General features: G+C 69.9%; 13 protein-coding genes. 7 read left to right on the top strand and 6 right to left on the bottom strand.

All coding sequences use genetic code 11. The features are described 5' to 3' along the window. The first annotated feature begins 9 nt into the window (after positions 1-9). The 3 genes from J8M50_RS38690 (at position 10) to J8M50_RS38680 (ending at position 3834) form a co-directional block, all read left to right on the top strand. Positions 10-873 (top strand): LysR substrate-binding domain-containing protein, encoded by an 864-nt coding sequence (locus tag J8M50_RS38690; RefSeq protein WP_010358042.1) that lies wholly within the window; start codon positions 10-12, stop codon positions 871-873. A 209-nt stretch (positions 874-1082) separates the two neighbouring features. Beyond that, a complete protein-coding gene (locus tag J8M50_RS38685) occupies positions 1083-2909 on the top strand; it encodes an AMP-dependent synthetase/ligase (protein ID WP_010358039.1) in 1827 nt (608 codons plus the stop codon). Positions 2910-2997: 88 nt separating this feature from the next. Next, entirely contained in the window at positions 2998-3834 is an 837-nt protein-coding gene (locus tag J8M50_RS38680) for an aldo/keto reductase (RefSeq protein WP_010358037.1), read from the top strand. 49 nt (positions 3835-3883) lie between these two features. Here the strand turns inward: J8M50_RS38680 and J8M50_RS38675 are convergent, their stop codons facing one another. The 3 genes from J8M50_RS38675 to J8M50_RS38665 form a co-directional block, all read right to left on the bottom strand. Further along, positions 3884-4579, bottom strand: a complete 696-nt coding sequence (locus tag J8M50_RS38675; protein ID WP_010358036.1) for an SDR family oxidoreductase — start codon at positions 4577-4579, stop codon at positions 3884-3886. A gap of 79 nt (positions 4580-4658) precedes the next feature. Beyond that, complete coding sequence (locus J8M50_RS38670; protein WP_010358034.1) at positions 4659-5570, bottom strand: class I SAM-dependent methyltransferase; 912 nt, start codon at positions 5568-5570, stop codon at positions 4659-4661. Between the two features lie 161 nt (positions 5571-5731). Next, positions 5732-7462 carry a glycoside hydrolase family 6 protein gene (locus J8M50_RS38665; RefSeq protein ID WP_029184399.1) on the bottom strand — a complete coding sequence of 577 codons (1731 nt, stop codon included), beginning with the start codon at positions 7460-7462 and terminating at the stop codon, positions 5732-5734. A 468-nt stretch (positions 7463-7930) separates the two neighbouring features. Here J8M50_RS38665 and J8M50_RS38660 point away from each other — a divergent pair, with 468 nt between their 5' ends. The 3 genes from J8M50_RS38660 to J8M50_RS38650 all read left to right on the top strand — a co-directional run bounded on the left by J8M50_RS38660 (position 7931) and on the right by J8M50_RS38650 (position 13994). After that, positions 7931-10846 carry a glycoside hydrolase family 48 protein gene (locus tag J8M50_RS38660; protein ID WP_010358032.1) on the top strand — a complete coding sequence of 972 codons (2916 nt, stop codon included), beginning with the start codon at positions 7931-7933 and terminating at the stop codon, positions 10844-10846. Positions 10847-10954: 108 nt separating this feature from the next. Then, on the top strand, positions 10955-13615 hold the full coding sequence (locus J8M50_RS38655; RefSeq protein WP_010358030.1) for a cellulose binding domain-containing protein: 2661 nt from the start codon (positions 10955-10957) through the stop codon (positions 13613-13615). 88 nt (positions 13616-13703) lie between these two features. Further along, complete coding sequence (locus J8M50_RS38650; RefSeq protein WP_010358028.1) at positions 13704-13994, top strand: SCO0607 family lipoprotein; 291 nt, start codon at positions 13704-13706, stop codon at positions 13992-13994. Positions 13995-14143: 149 nt separating this feature from the next. Here J8M50_RS38650 and J8M50_RS38645 read toward each other — a convergent pair whose 3' ends face one another. From J8M50_RS38645 to J8M50_RS38635, 3 genes are all read right to left on the bottom strand, one after another. Next, the gene (locus tag J8M50_RS38645; protein WP_010358026.1) at positions 14144-16021 is read right to left on the bottom strand and encodes a rhamnogalacturonan lyase; all 1878 of its coding nucleotides are present in this window, start codon (positions 16019-16021) and stop codon (positions 14144-14146) included. A gap of 76 nt (positions 16022-16097) precedes the next feature. Then, positions 16098-16841 carry a class I SAM-dependent methyltransferase gene (locus J8M50_RS38640; RefSeq protein ID WP_010358024.1) on the bottom strand — a complete coding sequence of 248 codons (744 nt, stop codon included), beginning with the start codon at positions 16839-16841 and terminating at the stop codon, positions 16098-16100. Between the two features lies 1 nt (position 16842). Next, complete coding sequence (locus J8M50_RS38635; protein ID WP_010358023.1) at positions 16843-17148, bottom strand: 4a-hydroxytetrahydrobiopterin dehydratase; 306 nt, start codon at positions 17146-17148, stop codon at positions 16843-16845. Positions 17149-17274: 126 nt separating this feature from the next. On the opposite strand from J8M50_RS38635, the gene J8M50_RS38630 reads away from it, so the two are divergent. After that, entirely contained in the window at positions 17275-18102 is an 828-nt protein-coding gene (locus tag J8M50_RS38630) for a helix-turn-helix domain-containing protein (RefSeq protein ID WP_010358021.1), read from the top strand. Positions 18103-18172 lie beyond the last annotated feature (70 nt).

The raw sequence follows: 18172 nt of genomic DNA, 5'->3' as shown, positions 1-18172 counted from the left end.
CCTGACCCCATGTACGACCCCGCCCACCTGCGCACCTTCCTCACCGTCTCCCAGACGCTCAGTTTCACGCAGGCCGCCCGCCGTCTGGGCCTGCGTCAGTCGACGGTCAGCCAGCACGTACGCCGCCTGGAGGACGCGGTCGGCCGCACCCTGTTCACCCGGGACACGCACTCCGTCGAGCTGACGGAGGACGGTGAGGCCATGCTCGGCTTCGCGCGGCGGATCCTCGCGGTGCACGAGCAGGCCACCGCGTTCTTCACCGGCACGCGCCTGCGGGGCCGCCTCAGGTTCGGCGCGTCGGAGGACTTCGTGCTGACCCGGCTGCCGGAGATCCTGGAGGGTTTCCGGTACGAACATCCCGAGGTGGACCTGGAGTTGACGGTCGAGCTGTCCGGCACCCTGCACGAGCAGCTCGCCGCCGGGAAGCTGGACCTGGTCCTCGCCAAGCGGCGTCCCGAGGACCCCCGGGGCGAGCTGGTCTGGCACGACGAGCTGGTGTGGATCGGCGCCGAGCGGCTGCGGCTGGACGCGGAGCGCCCCGTACCGCTGATCGTCTACCCGCCGCCCGGCATCACACGCGCGCTCGCGCTGGAGGCGCTGGAGCGGCAGGGCCGGCCGTGGCGGATCGTGTGCACGAGCGGGAGTCTGAACGGGCTGGTCGCGGCAGCGCGCGCGGGGCTCGGGGTGATGGCGCACTCGCGGACGGTGATGCCGCCGGGTCTGGTCCGCGTACCGGACCGGTTCGGGCTGCCGGAGCTGGGCCCGGTGGACTTCGTCCTGGTGCACGGCCGCGGCAGGCCCCCGGCGACGGAGGCGGCGGACGCGCTGGCCGCGGCGATCCTCGCGGGCGGCGTACGCCTGCACCGACAGTGACCGTCCGCGCGCAGATTCCGTGGAGATTGCTGCACCGAAAATTACCGAACCGTCAGTTTTCTGTCCGTTCTCTTCCCTTGCATGCGCCTTTCTCCCGTCCCGACCACCCCGTATCGGAGCATCGCTCCGCTTTCCGCCCCCTCCCGCCCCTCGCCCCCGTGGGGTAGCTTTCACCGCGCAAAACGGCCGGAAAGAAGCGGGGTGTGAGGTTGCGCGAGTTCACCAACCCTGCGTTGGCGCTGCCCCCGCCCGTCGGCGGTCTCGCCGATTCCGTGTTCCGGTACGCCGAGGACGACCCCGGGTACATCGCGCTGGGCCGCCGCGACGAGGGCGGTGAGTGGCGGGACGTCACCGCCGCCGAGTTCCGCGACGAGGTCCTCGCGCTGGCCAAGGGCCTGCTCGCGCGCGGCATCCGCTTCGGCGACCGCGTCGCGATCATGTCCCGCACCCGCTACGAGTGGACGCTCTTCGACTACGCCCTGTGGACGATCGGCGCGCACGTGGTGCCGGTGTACCCGACGTCGTCCGCCGAGCAGTGCTTCTGGATGCTGTACGACAGCGACTGCGTCGCGGCCGTCGTCGAGCACGAGGACCACGCGATGACGATCGCCACCGTCATCGACCGCCTCCCGCGACTGCGCGAGCTGTGGCAGCTCGACACGGGCGTCGTACGGGAGCTGTACGACGCCGGCGCGCACCTCGACGACGAGGTGGTCCACCGCCACCGCGAGGCGGTCACCCCGGAGTCCGTGGCGAGCGTCATCTACACCTCGGGGACGACCGGCCGCCCCAAGGGCTGCGTGATCACGCACGGCAACCTGGTGTTCGAGGCCGACACGGTGATCCGCTACTGGGAGCCGATCTTCCGCTCCCGGCGCGGCGACGAGCCGGCGACGCTGCTGTTCCTGCCGCTGGCGCACGTCTTCGGGCGGATGGTGCAGGTCGCGGCGTTGCGCGGCAAGGTCCGCTTCGGGCACCAGCCGCAGATGCAGGCGGCCGTCCTGCTGCCCGACCTCGCCGCGTTCAAACCCACGTTCTTCCTGGCCGTGCCGTACATCTTCGAGAAGGTGTTCTCCGCCGCCCGCCGCAAGGCGGAGCGGGAGGGCCGGTCGGGTCCGTTCGAGAAGGCCGTCGAGATCGCCGTCGCGTACGCGGAGGCCGTGGAGGCGAAGGAGTGGGGGACGGGCCCCGGGCCGTCCGCCGGGCTGCGGTTGCAGCATCAGATCTACGACAAGCTGGTGTACGCGAAGGTCCGCGCCGCGATGGGCGGCCGGGTCCGGCAGGCGGTGTCCGGGGGCTCGGCGATGGACCGGCGGCTCGGGCTGTTCTTCGCGGGCGCGGGCGTGCAGATCTACGAGGGGTACGGGCTGACGGAGACGACGGCCGCCGCCACCGCGAACCCGCCCGGCCGCACCCGCTACGGCACGGTCGGCCAGCCGATCCCCGGCATGACCGTGCACATCGCGGACGACGGCGAGATCTGGCTGCGCGGCGAGAACGTTTTCCCCGCCTACCTCAACAACCCGAAGGCCACCGACCAGGCCCTGCACGACGGCTGGCTCGCCACCGGCGACCTCGGCTCCCTCGACGGCGACGGCTATCTGACCATCACCGGCCGCAAGAAGGAGATCCTGGTCACCTCCGGCGGCAAGAGCGTCTCGCCGGGGCTGCTGGAGGAGCGGGTGCGCGACCATCCGCTGATCGGCCAGTGCATCCTCGTCGGCAACGACCGGCCCTTCGTCGCCGCGCTGGTCACCCTGGACCTGGAGGGCGTCGAGCACTGGCTCAGGATGCGCGAGAAACCCGGCCTGTCCCCCACCGAACTCGTGCGCGACGCCGACCTGGAGGCCGAGGTGCGCCGGGCCGTCGTCGCCGCGAACACCCTGGTCTCGCAGGCCGAGCAGATCCGTACGTTCCGCATCCTCGCGCAGCCGTTCACCGAGGAGCACGGCCTGCTGACGCCGTCGCTGAAACTGAAGCGCAAAGCGATAGAGAACGCGTACGCAAAAGAGGTCGAGGCGCTGTACAGCTCCTGAGCCGGATTCCCCCGGGAGGAATGCGCCGCGTACCGTGATCGTTGACTATGGAAGCATCCATGACGGACAACCGAAGGATCGAGAGCGCGTGAGCAGCAAGGTCCCCCCGATCATCCTGAACAACGGCGTCGAGATGCCCCAGCTGGGCTTCGGCGTGTGGCAGGTGCCGGACGACGAGGCGGAGCGCGCGGTCGCCACCGCCCTGGAGGCCGGCTACCGCTCCATCGACACGGCCGCGATCTACGGCAACGAGGAGGGCACCGGCAAGGCGGTCGCCGCCTCCGGCGTGGCCCGCGAGGACCTCTTCGTCACGACGAAGCTGTGGAACACCGAGCAGGGCTACAACTCGACGCTGCGCGCGTTCGACGACTCCCTCGGCAAGCTGGGCCTCGACTACGTCGACCTGTACCTGATCCACTGGCCGACCCCGGCGCGCGACCTCTACGTCGACACGTACAACGCGTTCGAGAAGCTGTACGCCGACGGCCGCGTCAAGGCGATCGGCGTCTCCAACTTCCCCGTCGGCCACCTGGAGCGGCTCATCGCCGAGACCTCGGTGATCCCGGCGGTCAACCAGATCGAGCTGCACCCCCACCTCCAGCAGCACGCGCTGCGAGAGGCGCACGCGGAGCAGGGCATCGCCACCGAGGCGTGGTCCCCGCTCGGCCAGGGCAAGGGCCTCCTGGAGGTCCCGGCGATCGTCGCGATCGCCCAGAAGCACGGCCGCACCCCGGCGCAGGTCGTGCTCCGCTGGCACCTCCAGCTCGGCAACGTCGTGATCCCCAAGTCGGTGACCCCGTCGCGGATCAAGGAGAACATCGAGGTGTTCGACTTCTCCCTCGACACGGAGGACCTGGCGGCGATCAGCGCGCTGAACGAGGACCGGCGCATCGGTCCGGACCCGGCGGAGTTCAACCTCGCGTGAGGTGAAGTGCTTCGAGAGGGGCGGGACGCCATGTCCCGCCCCTTTCGCGTTAGTTGGGCTGGCCGATCGGCCGTACGACGACGGTGTTGACGTCCACGCCGTCGGGCTGGTCCATCGACCAGACCACCGAGTCGGCGATCTGATCCGCCGTCAGGAGGTGGCCCGGCGGCAGGCTTCCGTAGCTGTCCCAGAACGGCGTCTCGGTGCGGCCCGGGGCGATGTGGGTGACGCCCACGCCCCACTCCGTGACCTGGCGGCGGGTGTTCTCGGCGAGTCCGGTGATCGCCCACTTCGTCGCCCCGTACAGGTTGCCGGGGGCGTTGACGAACCCGGCGACGCTGCCGACCAGCACGATCCGGCCCTTGGTCTCCTTCAGGGCGTCGATCGAGGCGCGGATCAGCAGCGCCGGGCCCAGCACGTTGGTGAGGATCATCGCCGGCCAGCCGGACGGATCGCCCTCGGCGACGGAATCGTGCGTGGCCGTACCGGCGTTGGCGACGACGGTGTCCAGACGGCCGTACGTCTGAAGGGTGTTGTCGACGGCGTGCTGGACGTCGGCGTACTCGGCCGCGTTGCCGGGGAAGGTCAACAGGCTGTCGGGATGGCCGAGTTCCTTCGCGAAGGCGGCGAGACGCTCCTCGCCCCGGCCGGTGACGGCTACTTTCCAGCCCTTGGCGAGGAGTTGGCGGGCGACCGCGGCGCCGATTCCGCTGCCGCCGCCGGTGATGAGAGCTACGCGATTCATGGTGTACCCCCTGTGTCGTGCGTGAATGACAGGGAGTTCACCATGTGGAGCGCTCTCGAAGTCAAGCGCGTTCAGGGGGTCAGGCCGGCCGGACCGCCGTGTGCACCGTGTGGGCCGCGAGCACGTACAGGTCGGGGCGGCGCTGGATGCTCGCCGGGTCCTGCGGGTCCAGCAGACGGTCGATCGTCTCCCGGTCCTCCGCGTCGAGGTGTTCGCCGATGCCGTCGCGGACCCGCGTGAACTGCTCGACGACGTACGTGCGGGCGCGGTCCGAGGCGGGGGACGGGAGGTCGAGGAGGAAGCTGCGGGTACGCGTGTGCTTGAGGCCCGCCGAGGTCAACAGGGCCGCCCAGTCCTCGCGTTCCTCCACCGCGCCCGGCAGGTCCGCGCGCATCCGGGCGAACCAGTCCGCCGTGAGCGCCTCGATGCGGGACTCCAGGCCGGGGCGGCCGATGCCGGGGTCGCGGGGGAGGTAGCGGGCGGGGAGGCCGCCCTCCATGAGCGCGAGGGTGCCGCCGGGGGCGAGGCGCTGCGCGCAGGCGGCGAGTGCGGCGCGCTGGTCGCCGAGGTGGTGGAGGCTGCGGCCGGCCCAGATCAGGTCGGCGGGGTAGTCCAACTCGGCGAGGCTGCCGGGGAGTTCGCCGACGAGGGAGGAGAACCTGTCGCCGTACCCGAGGCGCTGGGCGCGCTCGCGGGCCCGGTCCAGCAACGGCTGCGAGCCGTCGGCGGCGATGACGCGGGCGCCGGGGAACGTCTCGGCGAACAGGCCGGTGACGACGCCGGGTCCGCTGCCGAGGTCCACGATCAGGCCGGGTTCGGTGATCTCCTTGCCGAGCCAGGCGAGCGCCCGCTCGTACCAGGGGGCGTACAACTCGGCCTGGGACTCCAGGTGGTGGGCCATCCCGGCCCAGTCGATGCCGGTGTCGATGCCGGTGTCGGTGCCGGTACCTGTGCCGTGGTCGTGCGTGTGGTCGTGGTGCTGGTGTGCCATGACGGTCACCCTCTCGTCGGTGGTGGCGACAGCGTGCGCCGCCGCACCGGGAGGGGGCCAGTTCTCTTGCCGGTACCGCAAAAAATTGCGGTACCGGCAAAACCGGCTCGGCTGTGGTTCCCGCGTCCGCCGGACTCCGGCGGACGCGGGAACGGGGAAGGTCAGCTGAGCGGCGGGTACGCGTTCTGCATCAACTGCTGGAACTGCGCCGAGAACCAGTGCCCGGCCAGCGGCGAGTTGGGCATGGCACCCGAGAGGTTGTTGTTGTTGCGCGGGTTGCCGGTGTACGTCGGGTCGCACATGCGGTCGAAGCCCTTGCCCTCGTCGTTCGGGACCACCGAGGAGGCACCGTCGGACTCACCCGGCGGCTTCATCCACACGTACGCGTCGAGCCCGGCGGCGGGAGCGGCCTTCGGGCGTTCGCCGATCCCGGCACCGGCCTGGTTGCACCAGTTCCCGACGTGGATACGGCGGTCGTAGCGCCCGCCGTCGACGTACGTGTCCACGCTGGTCTGCGGGCCGGGACCGGCCGGCCGCGCGCTGCCGCCCCAGCCGTTGCGGGAGGTGTCGATCAGCATGCCGATGTTGGACCGGAACCCGGCGGTGACCAGCTGGTTGCGCAGTGCCAGCGCGTACGACTGCTCGTCCGTGTAGCGGTTCCAGTCGACCCACTTCGACTCGCGCACCGACTTCCCGGCCACGTTGTCGCCGATGGCGAAGTTGTTCTCCTTCAGGGCGCTGTAGTTGGCCGTGTTGGTGATGAAGCCCTGGACGTCGTCGACGGTCGCGCCCTCGGCGGTCGCGGCGTCGTGGAGGATCTGGGCGGTGGGGGCGAAGTTGTCGTCCCAGCCGAGCCAGCCGTGGTGACCGGCATCGACGTAGTTGTAGACGTTGGGGATCGCGCCGAGCTTGTTGAGCGCGTACCCGACGCCCTTGACGTAGTTGCCGTTGGCCTTCATGACGTCACAGGCCGGGACGGCGGTGGGCCGGCTGCCCGTGTTCGTGACGAGGTTGGGCAGCGAGTCGATCTCGACCGCGTTGACGATCCGCAGCGAGGCGTACTTGGGGTCGGCGAGGATCGCCGCGATCGGGTCGATGAACTGCGTCTTGTACTTGTCGATCTCCGTCGGGCCGAGTTCGCCGTTGGAGGCGAGCGCCGAGCAGTCGCGGCCGGGGAGGTCGTAGATGACGAGTTGGACGACCATCTCGCCGCTGCCCTTCTGGGCGAGCGCCGCGTCGAGGTGGGCGCGCAGGCCGCGGCCGGTGCTCGTGCCGGTGATCGCGGCGATCCGGTCGAGCCAGACGCCGGTCGGCTGGTTGGAGATCCGCGAACCGCCGGGCTCGGCCGCCGCCTTGGCCGACCAGTCCGGGTTGACGTACACCTTGGCGCCCGCGTACGGGTTGTCGACGCGGGAACCGGTGCCGGGTCCGGGGGTGCCGGGGTCGGTGGGTCCGGTGGGTCCGCCGGTGCCGCTGTCGACGTTGCAGGTGACGCCGTCGAGCGTGAACGTCGCGGGCAGCGCGTTGCCGCCGCTGTACGACGCCTGGAACCCGAAGCTCACGGAACCGCCGGTCGGCAGCGACCCGTTGTACGTCTCGTTGGCGGCGGTGACGGCCGTCCCGGACTGGGTGACCTTCGCGTTCCAGCCGCTGGTGACCTGCTGGTTGCCCCCGTACGACCACTTCACGGCCCAACTCGACTTGGCGGCCGAGTTGTTGGTGACGGTGACGTTGGCGGTGAAGCCGGTGCTCCACTCGTTCTGGACCTTGTAGTCGACGGTGCACGGGATCGCGGCGATCGACCCGGCGTCCGGGACCATCGCCAGCGCGGTCCCGGAGGCGCCGGCGACGAGCGCCAGGGCGGCGAGCATCGCTGTTCTGCTACGGCTCATGACTGCGGATTTCCGTTTCCTTGAGGGGTTCCTTGCGGGGTTGCTCACGGGGTCATCCATCGACGGCGCGCGCGTGATCGTCGAACCACTTCACGAGACGGGCCCAGGAAAGAGCGACGCACGGTTCAGGAGGCAGGCCGCAGCGGCTCGTGCGGCGGCTGGGAGTACTGAACGCAAAAGGTGTCGCATGAGCGACTCCTCGCAGCTCAGGCACGTCAAGGCGGACGCACCGACTGATGGAATCGCTCCCACTGGTGTCAACGAAGCTAGCGGCAAGGCCCGGTAAAGAACAGGGGAGCCGCTGACTTTCCCTCAACAACCGGCGTCGAATCTTTTCGACTCTTCAAGAGCCTTGACCCCTGACAGCCCCATCCCCACTATGGGAGCGCTCCCACTGGTTCAAGGCTTGTTGCTCCTCCCCCACTTCTTCCGCCGAGCACTCCCCGAGCCGCAAGGAGGAACCAGCACATGGACCCACGACGCAGACGCCGAAGGACACGGCGCCTGTGGACCGCCGCACTGGCGGCCCTCGCGCTCCCGCTGGCCACCCTGAGCACACTGTCGACGACCGCCCAGGCGGCGGCACTTCAGTGCAGCGTCGACTACAAGACGAACGACTGGGGAAGCGGTTTCACCGCCGACCTCACGATCACCAACCGGGGCACCGACCCCATCAACGGCTGGACGCTCGGCTACGCGTACAGCGGCAACCAGAAGCTGTCGAACGGCTGGAACGGCACCTGGACACAGTCCGGCAGCACGGTCTCCGTCCAGAGCGCCACGTACAACGCGAACATCGCGGCGGGCGCGGCCGTGAGCACCGGCGCCCAGTTCACGTACAGCGGCACGAACGCGGCGCCGACGAGCTTCACGATCAACGGCACCTCCTGCGTCGGCGCGCACCAGCCGCCGATCACCGTGCTGACCAGCCCGACCGCCGGCGCGATCTACTCGCAGGGCACGGCCGTACCGCTCGCGGCGACCGCCGCCGCCGCGGACAACGCGACGATCAGCAAGGTCGAGTTCTACGACGACACGACGCTGCTCGGCACGGACACCACCGCGCCGTACACGTTCTCCGCGACCGGCCTCGCCGTCGGCGCGCACTCCCTGGTCGCGAAGGCGTACGACAGCCTCGGCGCGGCCGGGACCTCGACGCCGGTCGGCATCACCGTGGCCTCGGGCCCGGCGGTCGTCGCGTCGGTGACCCAACTCGCCGTCCAGCAGGGCAAGACGGGCACGTACACGCTGCGGCTGTCGACGCAGCCCACGTCGAACGTGACGGTGTCGACCGCGCGCGTCTCCGGCAACACCGGACTGACGGTGACCGGCGGCGCCTCGCTCACCTTCACCTCGTCGAACTGGAACACCCCGCAGACGGTGACGATCACCGGCAACGCGACCGGCACCGGCGCGGCGGCGTTCGATTCGACGGCGACGGGCCTCGCGAAGGCGACGGTCACGGCGACCCAGATCGCCGGGCAGAAGACGTACGACGCCCGGTTCCTGGAGCTGTACGGGAAGATCACCAACCCGTCGAGCGGCTACTTCTCGCCGGAGGGCATCCCGTACCACTCGGTGGAGACGCTGATCGTCGAGGCGCCGGACCAGGGCCACGAGACGACGTCCGAGGCGTACAGCTATCTGCTGTGGCTCCAGGCGACGTACGGCAGGATCACCGGCGACTGGTCGAAGTTCAACGGTGCGTGGGACCTCATGGAGAAGTACATGATCCCCACCCACGCCGACCAGCCGACCAACTCCTTCTACAACGCGTCCAAGCCGGCGACCTACGCGCCCGAGATGGACACCCCGAACGAGTACCCGGCGCGCCTGGACACGTCCGTCCCGGTGGGCCAGGACCCGATCGCGGCCGAGCTGAAGTCCGCGTACGGCACGGACGACATCTACGGCATGCACTGGCTCCAGGACGTGGACAACGTCTACGGCTACGGCAACGAGCCCGGCAAGTGCGAGGCGGGGCCGACGGCCACCGGGCCCTCGTACATCAACACCTTCCAGCGCGGTGCGCAGGAATCCGTGTGGGAGACCGTGCCGCAGCCGACCTGCGACCAGTTCAAGTACGGTGGCACGAACGGGTACTTGGACCTGTTCACCGGTGACAGCTCCTACTCGAAGCAGTGGAAGTTCACCAACGCCCCCGACGCCGACGCGCGCGCCGTGCAGGCCGCGTACTGGGCGGACGTCTGGGCCAAGCAGCAGGGCAAGGGCGCCGACGTCTCGGCGGCCGTCGGCAAGGCCGCGAAGATGGGCGACTATCTGCGGTACTCGATGTACGACAAGTACTTCAAGAAGATCGGCAACTGTGTCGGTCCGTCCGCCTGCCCGGCCGGGTCCGGCAAGAACTCCTCGGCCTATCTGCTGTCCTGGTACTACGCCTGGGGCGGCGCGACCGACACCTCAGCGGGCTGGGCCTGGCGGATCGGCTCCAGCCACAGCCACAGCGGCTACCAGAACCCGCTGGCCGCCTACGCGTTGAGCTCCTACGCGCCGCTGAAGCCCAAGTCGACGACGGGATCGGCGGACTGGGCGACCTCGCTCACCCGTCAACTGGAGTTCTACCGCTGGCTCCAGTCGAACGAGGGCGCCATCGCCGGTGGCGCGACGAACAGTTGGGCGGGGCGGTACGCCACTCCCCCGGCCGGCAAGTCGACCTTCTACGGCATGTACTACGACGAGGCGCCCGTCTACCACGACCCGCCGTCCAACCAGTGGTTCGGCTTCCAGGCGTGGTCGATGGAGCGGGTCGCCGAGTACTACCAGCAGACGGGCAACGCGCAGGCCAAGGCCGTCCTCGACAAGTGGGTGGAGTGGGCGCTGTCGCAGACCACCGTCAACCCCGACGGCACCTACCGGTTCCCGTCCACGCTCGCCTGGTCCGGTCAGCCGGACACCTGGAGCGCGTCGAGTCCGGGCGCCAACGCGGGACTTCACGTCAACGTCGTCGACTACACCAGCGACGTCGGCGTGGCGGGCGCGTACGCACGGACGTTGACGTACTACGCCGCCAAGTCCGGTAACGCACAGGCCAAGACGGTCGCCAAGGCGCTGCTCGACGGCATGTGGTCGCACTACCAGGACAGCCTCGGCGTCGCGATCCCGGAGACCCGGGCCGACTACAACCGCTTCGACGACGGCGTGTACGTCCCGAGCGGCTGGACCGGCAAGATGCCGAACGGCGACACCATCAACTCCTCCTCGACGTTCGCCTCGTTGCGCTCGTTCTACAAGAACGACCCCAACTGGTCGAAGATCGAGGCGTATCTCGCGGGTGGAGCCGCGCCGACGTTCACCTACCACCGGTTCTGGGCCCAGGCCGACATCGCACTGGCCCTGGGTTCGTACGCGGAGCTGCTCGAATAAGTCCCCGCTGAGGCTTCGCGTATCTGCGCCGGGCGACCCCCACCCGCACAGGGGGTCGCCCGGTCGTTGCCCTTCTGCACATGGCCGCACGAGGAAGGAACCCCCACCGTGCGAAGAACCCGCATCCTCACGACCGTACTGGCGCTCGCCGCCGGTCTGCTCGCGGGAGCACCGTCCGCCCTCGCCTCCCCCGACGCCGCCCCCGCGCCGACGCTCGCGGCGGAGTCGTACACCTGGAAGAACGCGCGCATCGACGGGGGCGGTTTCGTCCCCGGCATCGTGTTCAGCCGCAAGGAGAAGAACCTCCTCTACGCGCGCACCGACATCGGCGGCGCCTACCGCTGGCAGGAGTCGTCGAAGACCTGGACGCCGCTGCTGGACTCGGTCGGCTGGACCGACTGGGGCCACACCGGCGTCGCGAGCCTCGCGGCGGACCCGGTCGACGCGAACAAGGTGTACGCGGCCGTAGGGACGTACACGAACAGCTGGGACCCCGGCAACGGCGCGGTCCTGCGCTCCGGCGACCGGGGCGCGACCTGGCAGAAGACCGACCTGCCGTTCAAGCTCGGCGGCAACATGCCGGGCCGGGGCATGGGCGAGCGCCTCGCCGTCGACCCGAACCGCAACAGCGTGCTGTACCTGGCGGCGCCGAGCGGCAAGGGGCTGTGGCGTTCGACGGACTCGGGGGTGACCTGGTCGCAGGTGACGGCGTTCCCCAACGCCGGTAACTACGCGCAGGATCCGACCGACACGAGCGGGTACGCCAACGACAACCAGGGCGTCGTCTGGGTCACGTTCGACGAGTCGACGGGCACCTCGGGCAACGCGACCCGCACGATCTACGTGGGCGTCGCCGACAAGGACAACTCCGTCTACCGCTCCACGGACGCGGGCGCCACCTGGTCCCGCCTCGCCGGGCAGCCGACCGGATACCTCCCGCACAAAGGGGTGTTGGCGGGCGGCAACCTGTACCTCGCGTACAGCGACAAGGGCGGCCCGTACGACGGCGGCAAGGGCCAGCTGTGGCGGTACGCGACGGCCACGGGCACCTGGACGAACATCAGCCCCGTCGCCGAGGCCGACACCTACTTCGGCTTCAGCGGCCTGACGGTCGACCGCCAGAAGCCGGGTACGGTCATGGCGACCGCGTACAGCTCCTGGTGGCCGGACACGCAGATCTTCCGCTCGACGGACTCCGGGGCGACCTGGACGAAGGCGTGGGACTACACGTCGTACCCGAACCGCGCGAACCGCTTCACCATGGACGTCTCCTCGACGCCGTGGCTGTCCTGGGGCGCGAACCCGTCGCCGCCCGAGCAGACGCCCAAACTCGGCTGGATGACCGAGGCGTTGGAGATCGACCCGTTCAACTCGGCGCGGATGATGTACGGGACGGGCGCGACGGTCTACGGCACCGAGAACCTCGGGAACTGGGACAGCGGCGGCCAGTTCACCGTCAAGCCGATGGTGCAGGGCCTGGAGGAGACGGCCGTCAACGACCTCGCCTCGCCGCCGACCGGCGCTCCCCTGCTCAGCGCGCTCGGTGACATCGGCGGGTTCAGGCACACGAGCCTGACGGCCGTACCGCCGATGATGTTCACGCAGCCGAACTTCACGACGACCACGAGCCTCGACTACGCCGAGACCAGCCCGAACACGGTCGTGCGCGTCGGGGACCTCGACTCCGGTCCACACGTGGCGTTTTCGACCGACAACGGCGCCAACTGGTTTGCAGGGAGCGACCCTTCGGGCGTGAGCGGCGGCGGCACGGTCGCGGCGTCCTCCGACGGCAGCCGCTTCGTGTGGTCCCCGGCGGGGACCGGCGTGCAGTACACGACCGGGTTCGGTACGTCCTGGCAGGCGTCCACCGGGATCCCGACGGGCGCGATCGTCGAATCGGACCGGGTCGACGCCCGGACGTTCTACGGCTTCAAGTCCGGCAAGTTCTACGTCAGTTCGGACGGCGGCGCGACCTTCACCGCGTCCGCCGCGACCGGCCTGCCCTCGGGCGACAGCGTCCGCTTCAAGGCGCTGCCCGGCGTGAAGGGTGACGTCTGGCTGGCGGGCGGCGCGAGCGACTCGGCGTACGGGCTGTGGCACTCCACCGACTCCGGGGCGACCTTCACGAAGCTGTCGAACGTCGAACAGGCCGACACGGTCGGGTTCGGGAAGGCGGCGAGCGGGGCCTCGTACCAGACGCTCTTCACCAGCGCGAAGATCGGCGGGGTGCGGGGCATCTTCCGGTCGACGGACAAGGGAGTGAGCTGGGTCCGGGTCAACGACGATGCGCATCAGTGGGGTTGGACGGGTGGGGCGATCACCGGTGACCCTCGGGTGTACGGGCGGGTGTACGTCTCCACGAACGGGCGGGGCGTGATCTACGGGGACACGTCCGACACGAGCGGCGGCGGTGGGGGTGGAGGCGGTGGGGGCGATCCTCAGCCCACGGGCGCCTGTTCGGTCGCCTACACGATCACCGGGCAGTGGTCCGGCGGGTTCCAGGCGGACGTGAAACTCACCAACACCGGTACATCGGCGTGGACTTCGTGGGCGCTGGGGTGGTCGTTCCCCAACTCCCAGGCGATCTCGTCCATGTGGAACGCCGAGTACACGCAGTCCGGTGCGGCCGTCTCCGCGAAGAACGTCGGCTGGAACGGGGGCGTCGCGGCCGGGGCGTCCGTGAGCTTCGGGTTCACGGGGAGCTGGTCGGGGACGAACGGGAAACCGGCCGCGTTCAAGGTGGGGGATCAGAGCTGCACGGTGGTCTGATCACCCAGTACGGATGAGTACGGCTACTCATGAGGAGGCGGTGGCGTCTCCGGCAAGCTGGTCACATCCACCGACCAGGGAGCCCACCATGTTGCGCCACCGCCTTCTGCCGCTGCTCGCCCTCGCCGGGCTGGCCGGCACCCTGCTGACCGGCTGCTCCATCGAGGAGTCGATCTGCTCCGACGGCGAGTACCCGACGCTGGCGGTGGGCGACGCGGGCAGCGCCTGCGTCGCGAACGGCCAGGAGCCGGACAAGGGCTGGGCCCGGTACCCGGAGGGGAAGGTTCCCAAGAAGGTCGGGGACAAGTGGGACGAGTACTGGCAGACGCGGACGCTGGACGAGAACGGGAAGGTGATTCCGGCGCCGTCGGTGCAGTGAGCGGGGGCCGGGGGCGCCGGGCGGGGGCTAGGCGCGCCGGAGTCGGCCGGAGATGGCCGGAGACAGCCGGAGACAGTCGGAGACAGCTAAGAGGCGGCCACCTCTCGTGGGGGTGGCCGCCTCGGCATCGGTGCCCGACTAGCGCGGCGTCACGGCGTGTACACCGTCGGCCTCGGCGCGGTCGGCATCTTGTCGCCGATGAAGAAGCTGGGGTGCGGGGGCTGGTTGTAGGCGGTGTTCTGCCAGGCCAGGCCCGTGCGGTACATGGGGTCGTGCAGCAGGGTCGTGATCTTCGTGGACGTCTCGTACGGCGTCGAGTAGATCCGCAGGGCCGTGTTGTCGGACGTCGCCCAGACCACTTCCTCACGCCAGTCGCCGAGGATGTCGCCGGACAGCGCGGGGGTCGCCTTCGTGCCGTTGTTGGAGTGGACGCCCGAGCCGGTCAGCAGCCGCGTGTCCGCCGAGGGGCCGTACTTGTCGATGTGCGTGCCGTCGAGGAGTTCACGGACGGTGTCGCCGTCCCACCAGGACAGGAAGTTGGTGCTGGACGGCTCGCGCCCCTTGGCCGCGCCCGCCTCGTCGCGGATCGAGGTGTCCGAGGCCGACCAGACCTCGGCGCCGTCGTTGCCGGCCCAGATGTCACCGGCGACGCCGCGCCCGTTGTCGCAGCAGGCGGCGAGCCGCCAATTGACCGTGCCGTTCGCGGGGTTGATGTACAGCTCGGCTGGCTGGGACGTCGACTCGGAGACCTTGAAGTACTCCAGGCCCGCGTGCGAGGGGTCGAGGTCGCCGAGGTGCTGCGCGTCGCCGTGACCGGTCTTCGTGGTCCACAGCCCGTTGCCGTTGTCGTCGACGGCCATCGCGCCATACACGATCTCGTCCCGGCCGTCGTTGTCGACGTCCCCGACGGAGAGACTGTGCGAGCCCTGACCGTCGTACCCCTTGCCGGAGTTGGTGGACGAGGCGGTGTCGAAGGTCCACCGGCGCGTGAAGGCGCCGCCTCGCCAGTCCCAGGCCGCGATCACGGTTCGCGTGTAGTACCCGCGCGCCATGACCAGCGAGGGCCGGGCGCCGTCCAAGTAGGCGGTACCCGCGAGGAATCGGTCCACCCGGTTGCCGTACGAGTCGCCCCAGGACGAGACCGTGCCGCGCGCCGGGACGTAGTCGACGGTCTGCATCGCGCGTCCCGACTGGCCGTTGAACATCGTCAGGTACTCCGGCCCCGACAGCACGTACCCGCTCGAATTGCGGTGGTCGGCACCGGAGTTGCCGATCGCCGTGCCACCGCCGTCGACCGTCCCGTCGGCCGTCTTCACGGCGACCTCGGCCTTGCGGTCGCCGTCGTAGTCGTACACCTGGAACTGCGTGTAGTGCGCGCCGGAACGGATGTTGCGGCCCAGGTCGATACGCCACAGCCGGGTGCCGTCGAGCTTGATCCCGTCGAGGATCGTGTTCCCGGTGTACCCCGACTGGGAGTTGTCCTTCGCGTTGGTCGGCTGCCACTTGAGGACGAAGTCCAGCGCGCCGTCTCCGTCGAGGTCGCCCACGGACGCGTCGTTCGCCTCGTAGGTGTAGGCGACGCCGTCGGGGGTCGTGCCGCCTGCGGGCGGGGAGATCGGAACGTCCTTGTATCCGGTGCGGAGTTGGACCGCGTGCACGGAGTCGGCCTGCTCGACGCCGCCGACGATCGCGCGGACCGTGTAGTCGGCCTGGTTGGGGGCGCCGGAGTGGAAGTAGTTCGTCGAGCCGGTGACCGGGGTGGAGTTGACCTTCGTACCGGCTCGATAGACGTTGAAGGAAACGTCGTTGGAGTCGGTGCCGAGCCACCGCCAGCTGACCAGGTTCCCGGCGTCGGTGTGGACACTGACCACGCCTCGGTCGAGGGCCTCGACCTGGCGGGCGGTGGCGGCGGTGGCTGGGTGGGGGGTGAGGGTGACAAGTCCGGTCGCGGCGAGGGCTGTTGCGGCGAGGAGGGCGAGGGGGTGTCTGTGGCGGGGGGTGGGCTTCCTTCGGTGCGGGTGCTGCATGGTGGGGGTACCTCCCGGAGGGGCGGATGGCTTCTGGTGGGTCAGTCGCCGCCGGGGGTACGGAAGTTGCCGGGTTCTACGGCGTTTTCCTGAACGCCCTCAGCCTGAACTCCGGTTCCGGGCGCGGTCGTTCCTGGTCCGGCAGCGCGGCGAGCCGTTCCTCGAAGCCGGGCGCGAGGGGGTGCCCCGGCGGCAGGGTCATGAACCAGCCCCGCCTGAGATCGCTGATGGTCCGGCGTGGGCTGCGCCCCTGCCCCCGCCCGGTGAACCTCGCCTCGCCCGCTGGACTGAGCCCCGCCTCGGCGGCGTACCCCTCGACCACCTCGGACCTGTCCGGCACCGGCGACCTGGGACGCCCGGCGAGGATGGCATCGATGTCACTCCCCACGTTGTGCGAGGGCCCCTTGTCGACCGTCGTGACATACACCCCGCCGGGCCGCAGCAGCCGCGCGCACTCGGCGACGGTACGGCGGACGTCGTCCGGCTCGGGCAGAAGATGAAGCAGCCAGACACTGGTCACGGCATCGAACCGCCCTTCCCCGAAGGGCAGTTGCCGACTGTCCGCAAGGACGATCGCACCGGGGAGCCGAGCCGCCGCATACCGCGCCATCCCGTACGTCAGATCCGCACCGGCCACCCTCAACCCCGGCCGGGCAGCGGCAATCCGGCGGGTCACGATGCCGGTCCCGCACCCCAAGTCGAGGAGGGTACGGGCGTCTTGGGGAATCAGCCCGAGCACGGCCCCGGCAGCGGCCTCCGCCCGAGGCTCCCCACCCCGCAGCGCGTCGTACCGCTCGGCCTCCTTGTCGTAGTCGAGCAACTCAACGCGCCTCGTGAGCGACCGCCGACTCCCGCACCCGCCGGGCGAGTTGGAAATCGAGGGCGGTGAGAGCGCCCCCGGCGTCGTGGGTACGGACGGCCAGAGTCACCGTGTCGTACCCGAGGGTGAGGTCGGAGTGGTGGTTCAACTCGTCCTGGACCCTGGCGACATGGACGACAAAGGCGGTGGCGGCGAAGTGGGAGGAGAACCGGTACCGACAGCCGAGGGCACCGCCCTCGACGGCCCAGCCGGGCAGTCCGGCGAGCTGCTCCTCGACCTCTTCCCGGGACAACGGTTCGGCGGGCATGGCGGCTTCCCTTTCCTGGCTGCGGGCGTTCTCCCAGCCTGCCACCAGCAACCGGTTACCAACCGACGCACTCCCCTTTTCCCGCAACCGGTTCCCCCGTACGGCCGTTCGGATACGGTCATCCGCATGACCATGGTCGTGAGTGGCACCGAGCCCCCTTCCGCCGCCCCCGGACAGGGCGTCGGACCTCTGCTGCGCGCCTGGCGGGAGCACCGCAAGGTCAGCCAGCTGGAGCTGGCGCTCCGCGCGGACTCCTCGGCCCGGCACATCAGCTTCGTCGAGACGGGACGCTCAAAACCGAGCGAGGACATGGTGCTGAAGCTCGCCGAGCACCTGGAGGTTCCGGTCCGCGAGCGCAACGCCCTTCTGCTGGCGGCGGGTTACGCCCCGCGCTACGCGCAGACCCCGCTCGACGACCCGGCGCTCGCGGGAGTCCGCGCGGGCCTGGACCAGCTGCTCCAGGGCTACGAGCCGTACCCGGCCCTGGTGGTGGACGGCGTCTACACGGTCGTCGCCGCGAACCGGGGCATCGCGATGCTCCTGGACGGCGTCCCGGACACCCTCCTGACTCCCCCGCTCAACGCGATGCGCCTGACCCTGCACCCGGAGGGCCTCGCGCCGCGCATCCTCAACCTCCCCGAGTGGCGCGGCCACCTCCTGCACCAGATGGAACGCCAGCTGGCCCTGCAACGCTCACCGAAGCTGCGGGAGTTGTACGACGAGGTCGCCGCGTACCCGGTGCCGCGGCGAACGCCGGAGGCCGAACCCGCCCCCGCCGCCCCGGCGTTCGCGCTGCCCTTGCGGATCACGCACGAGGGGCGGACCCTGTCGTTCGTGTCGTCGATCTCCACGTTCAACACCCCGATGGACGTGACGGTCGCCGAACTGGCCGTGGAGACGTTCCTCCCGGCCGACCCGGCGACCGCGAAGTACCTTCAGGAGCCAGGTTCCTGACGGTCCGTCAAGACAAGGGCCGGCACCGGAAAGGTAAAACCACGGTCCGTGACATGTCACAGACCAGCCA

The sequence above is a fragment of the Streptomyces acidiscabies genome (assembly GCF_020010905.1).
Taxonomy (GTDB): Bacteria; Actinomycetota; Actinomycetes; order Streptomycetales; family Streptomycetaceae; genus Streptomyces; species Streptomyces acidiscabies.
Note: the sequence above shows the minus strand (reverse complement) of the source record. Positions and strands in the feature narration are given on the sequence as shown.

Bases quoted from the DNA above. Each gene is read 5' to 3' on its own strand.
- J8M50_RS38690 (WP_010358042.1), top strand. From the start codon at position 10: ATGTACGACCCCGCCCACCTGCGCACCTTCCTCACCGTCTCCCAGACG.
- J8M50_RS38675 (WP_010358036.1), bottom strand. From the start codon at position 4,579: ATGAATCGCGTAGCTCTCATCACCGGCGGCGGCAGCGGAATCGGCGCC.
- J8M50_RS38670 (WP_010358034.1), bottom strand. From the start codon at position 5,570: ATGGCACACCAGCACCACGACCACACGCACGACCACGGCACAGGTACC.
- J8M50_RS38665 (WP_029184399.1), bottom strand. From the start codon at position 7,462: ATGAGCCGTAGCAGAACAGCGATGCTCGCCGCCCTGGCGCTCGTCGCC.
- J8M50_RS38660 (WP_010358032.1), top strand. From the start codon at position 7,931: ATGGACCCACGACGCAGACGCCGAAGGACACGGCGCCTGTGGACCGCC.
- J8M50_RS38650 (WP_010358028.1), top strand. From the start codon at position 13,704: ATGTTGCGCCACCGCCTTCTGCCGCTGCTCGCCCTCGCCGGGCTGGCC.
- J8M50_RS38645 (WP_010358026.1), bottom strand. From the start codon at position 16,021: ATGCAGCACCCGCACCGAAGGAAGCCCACCCCCCGCCACAGACACCCC.
- J8M50_RS38635 (WP_010358023.1), bottom strand. From the start codon at position 17,148: ATGCCCGCCGAACCGTTGTCCCGGGAAGAGGTCGAGGAGCAGCTCGCC.
- J8M50_RS38630 (WP_010358021.1), top strand. From the start codon at position 17,275: ATGACCATGGTCGTGAGTGGCACCGAGCCCCCTTCCGCCGCCCCCGGA.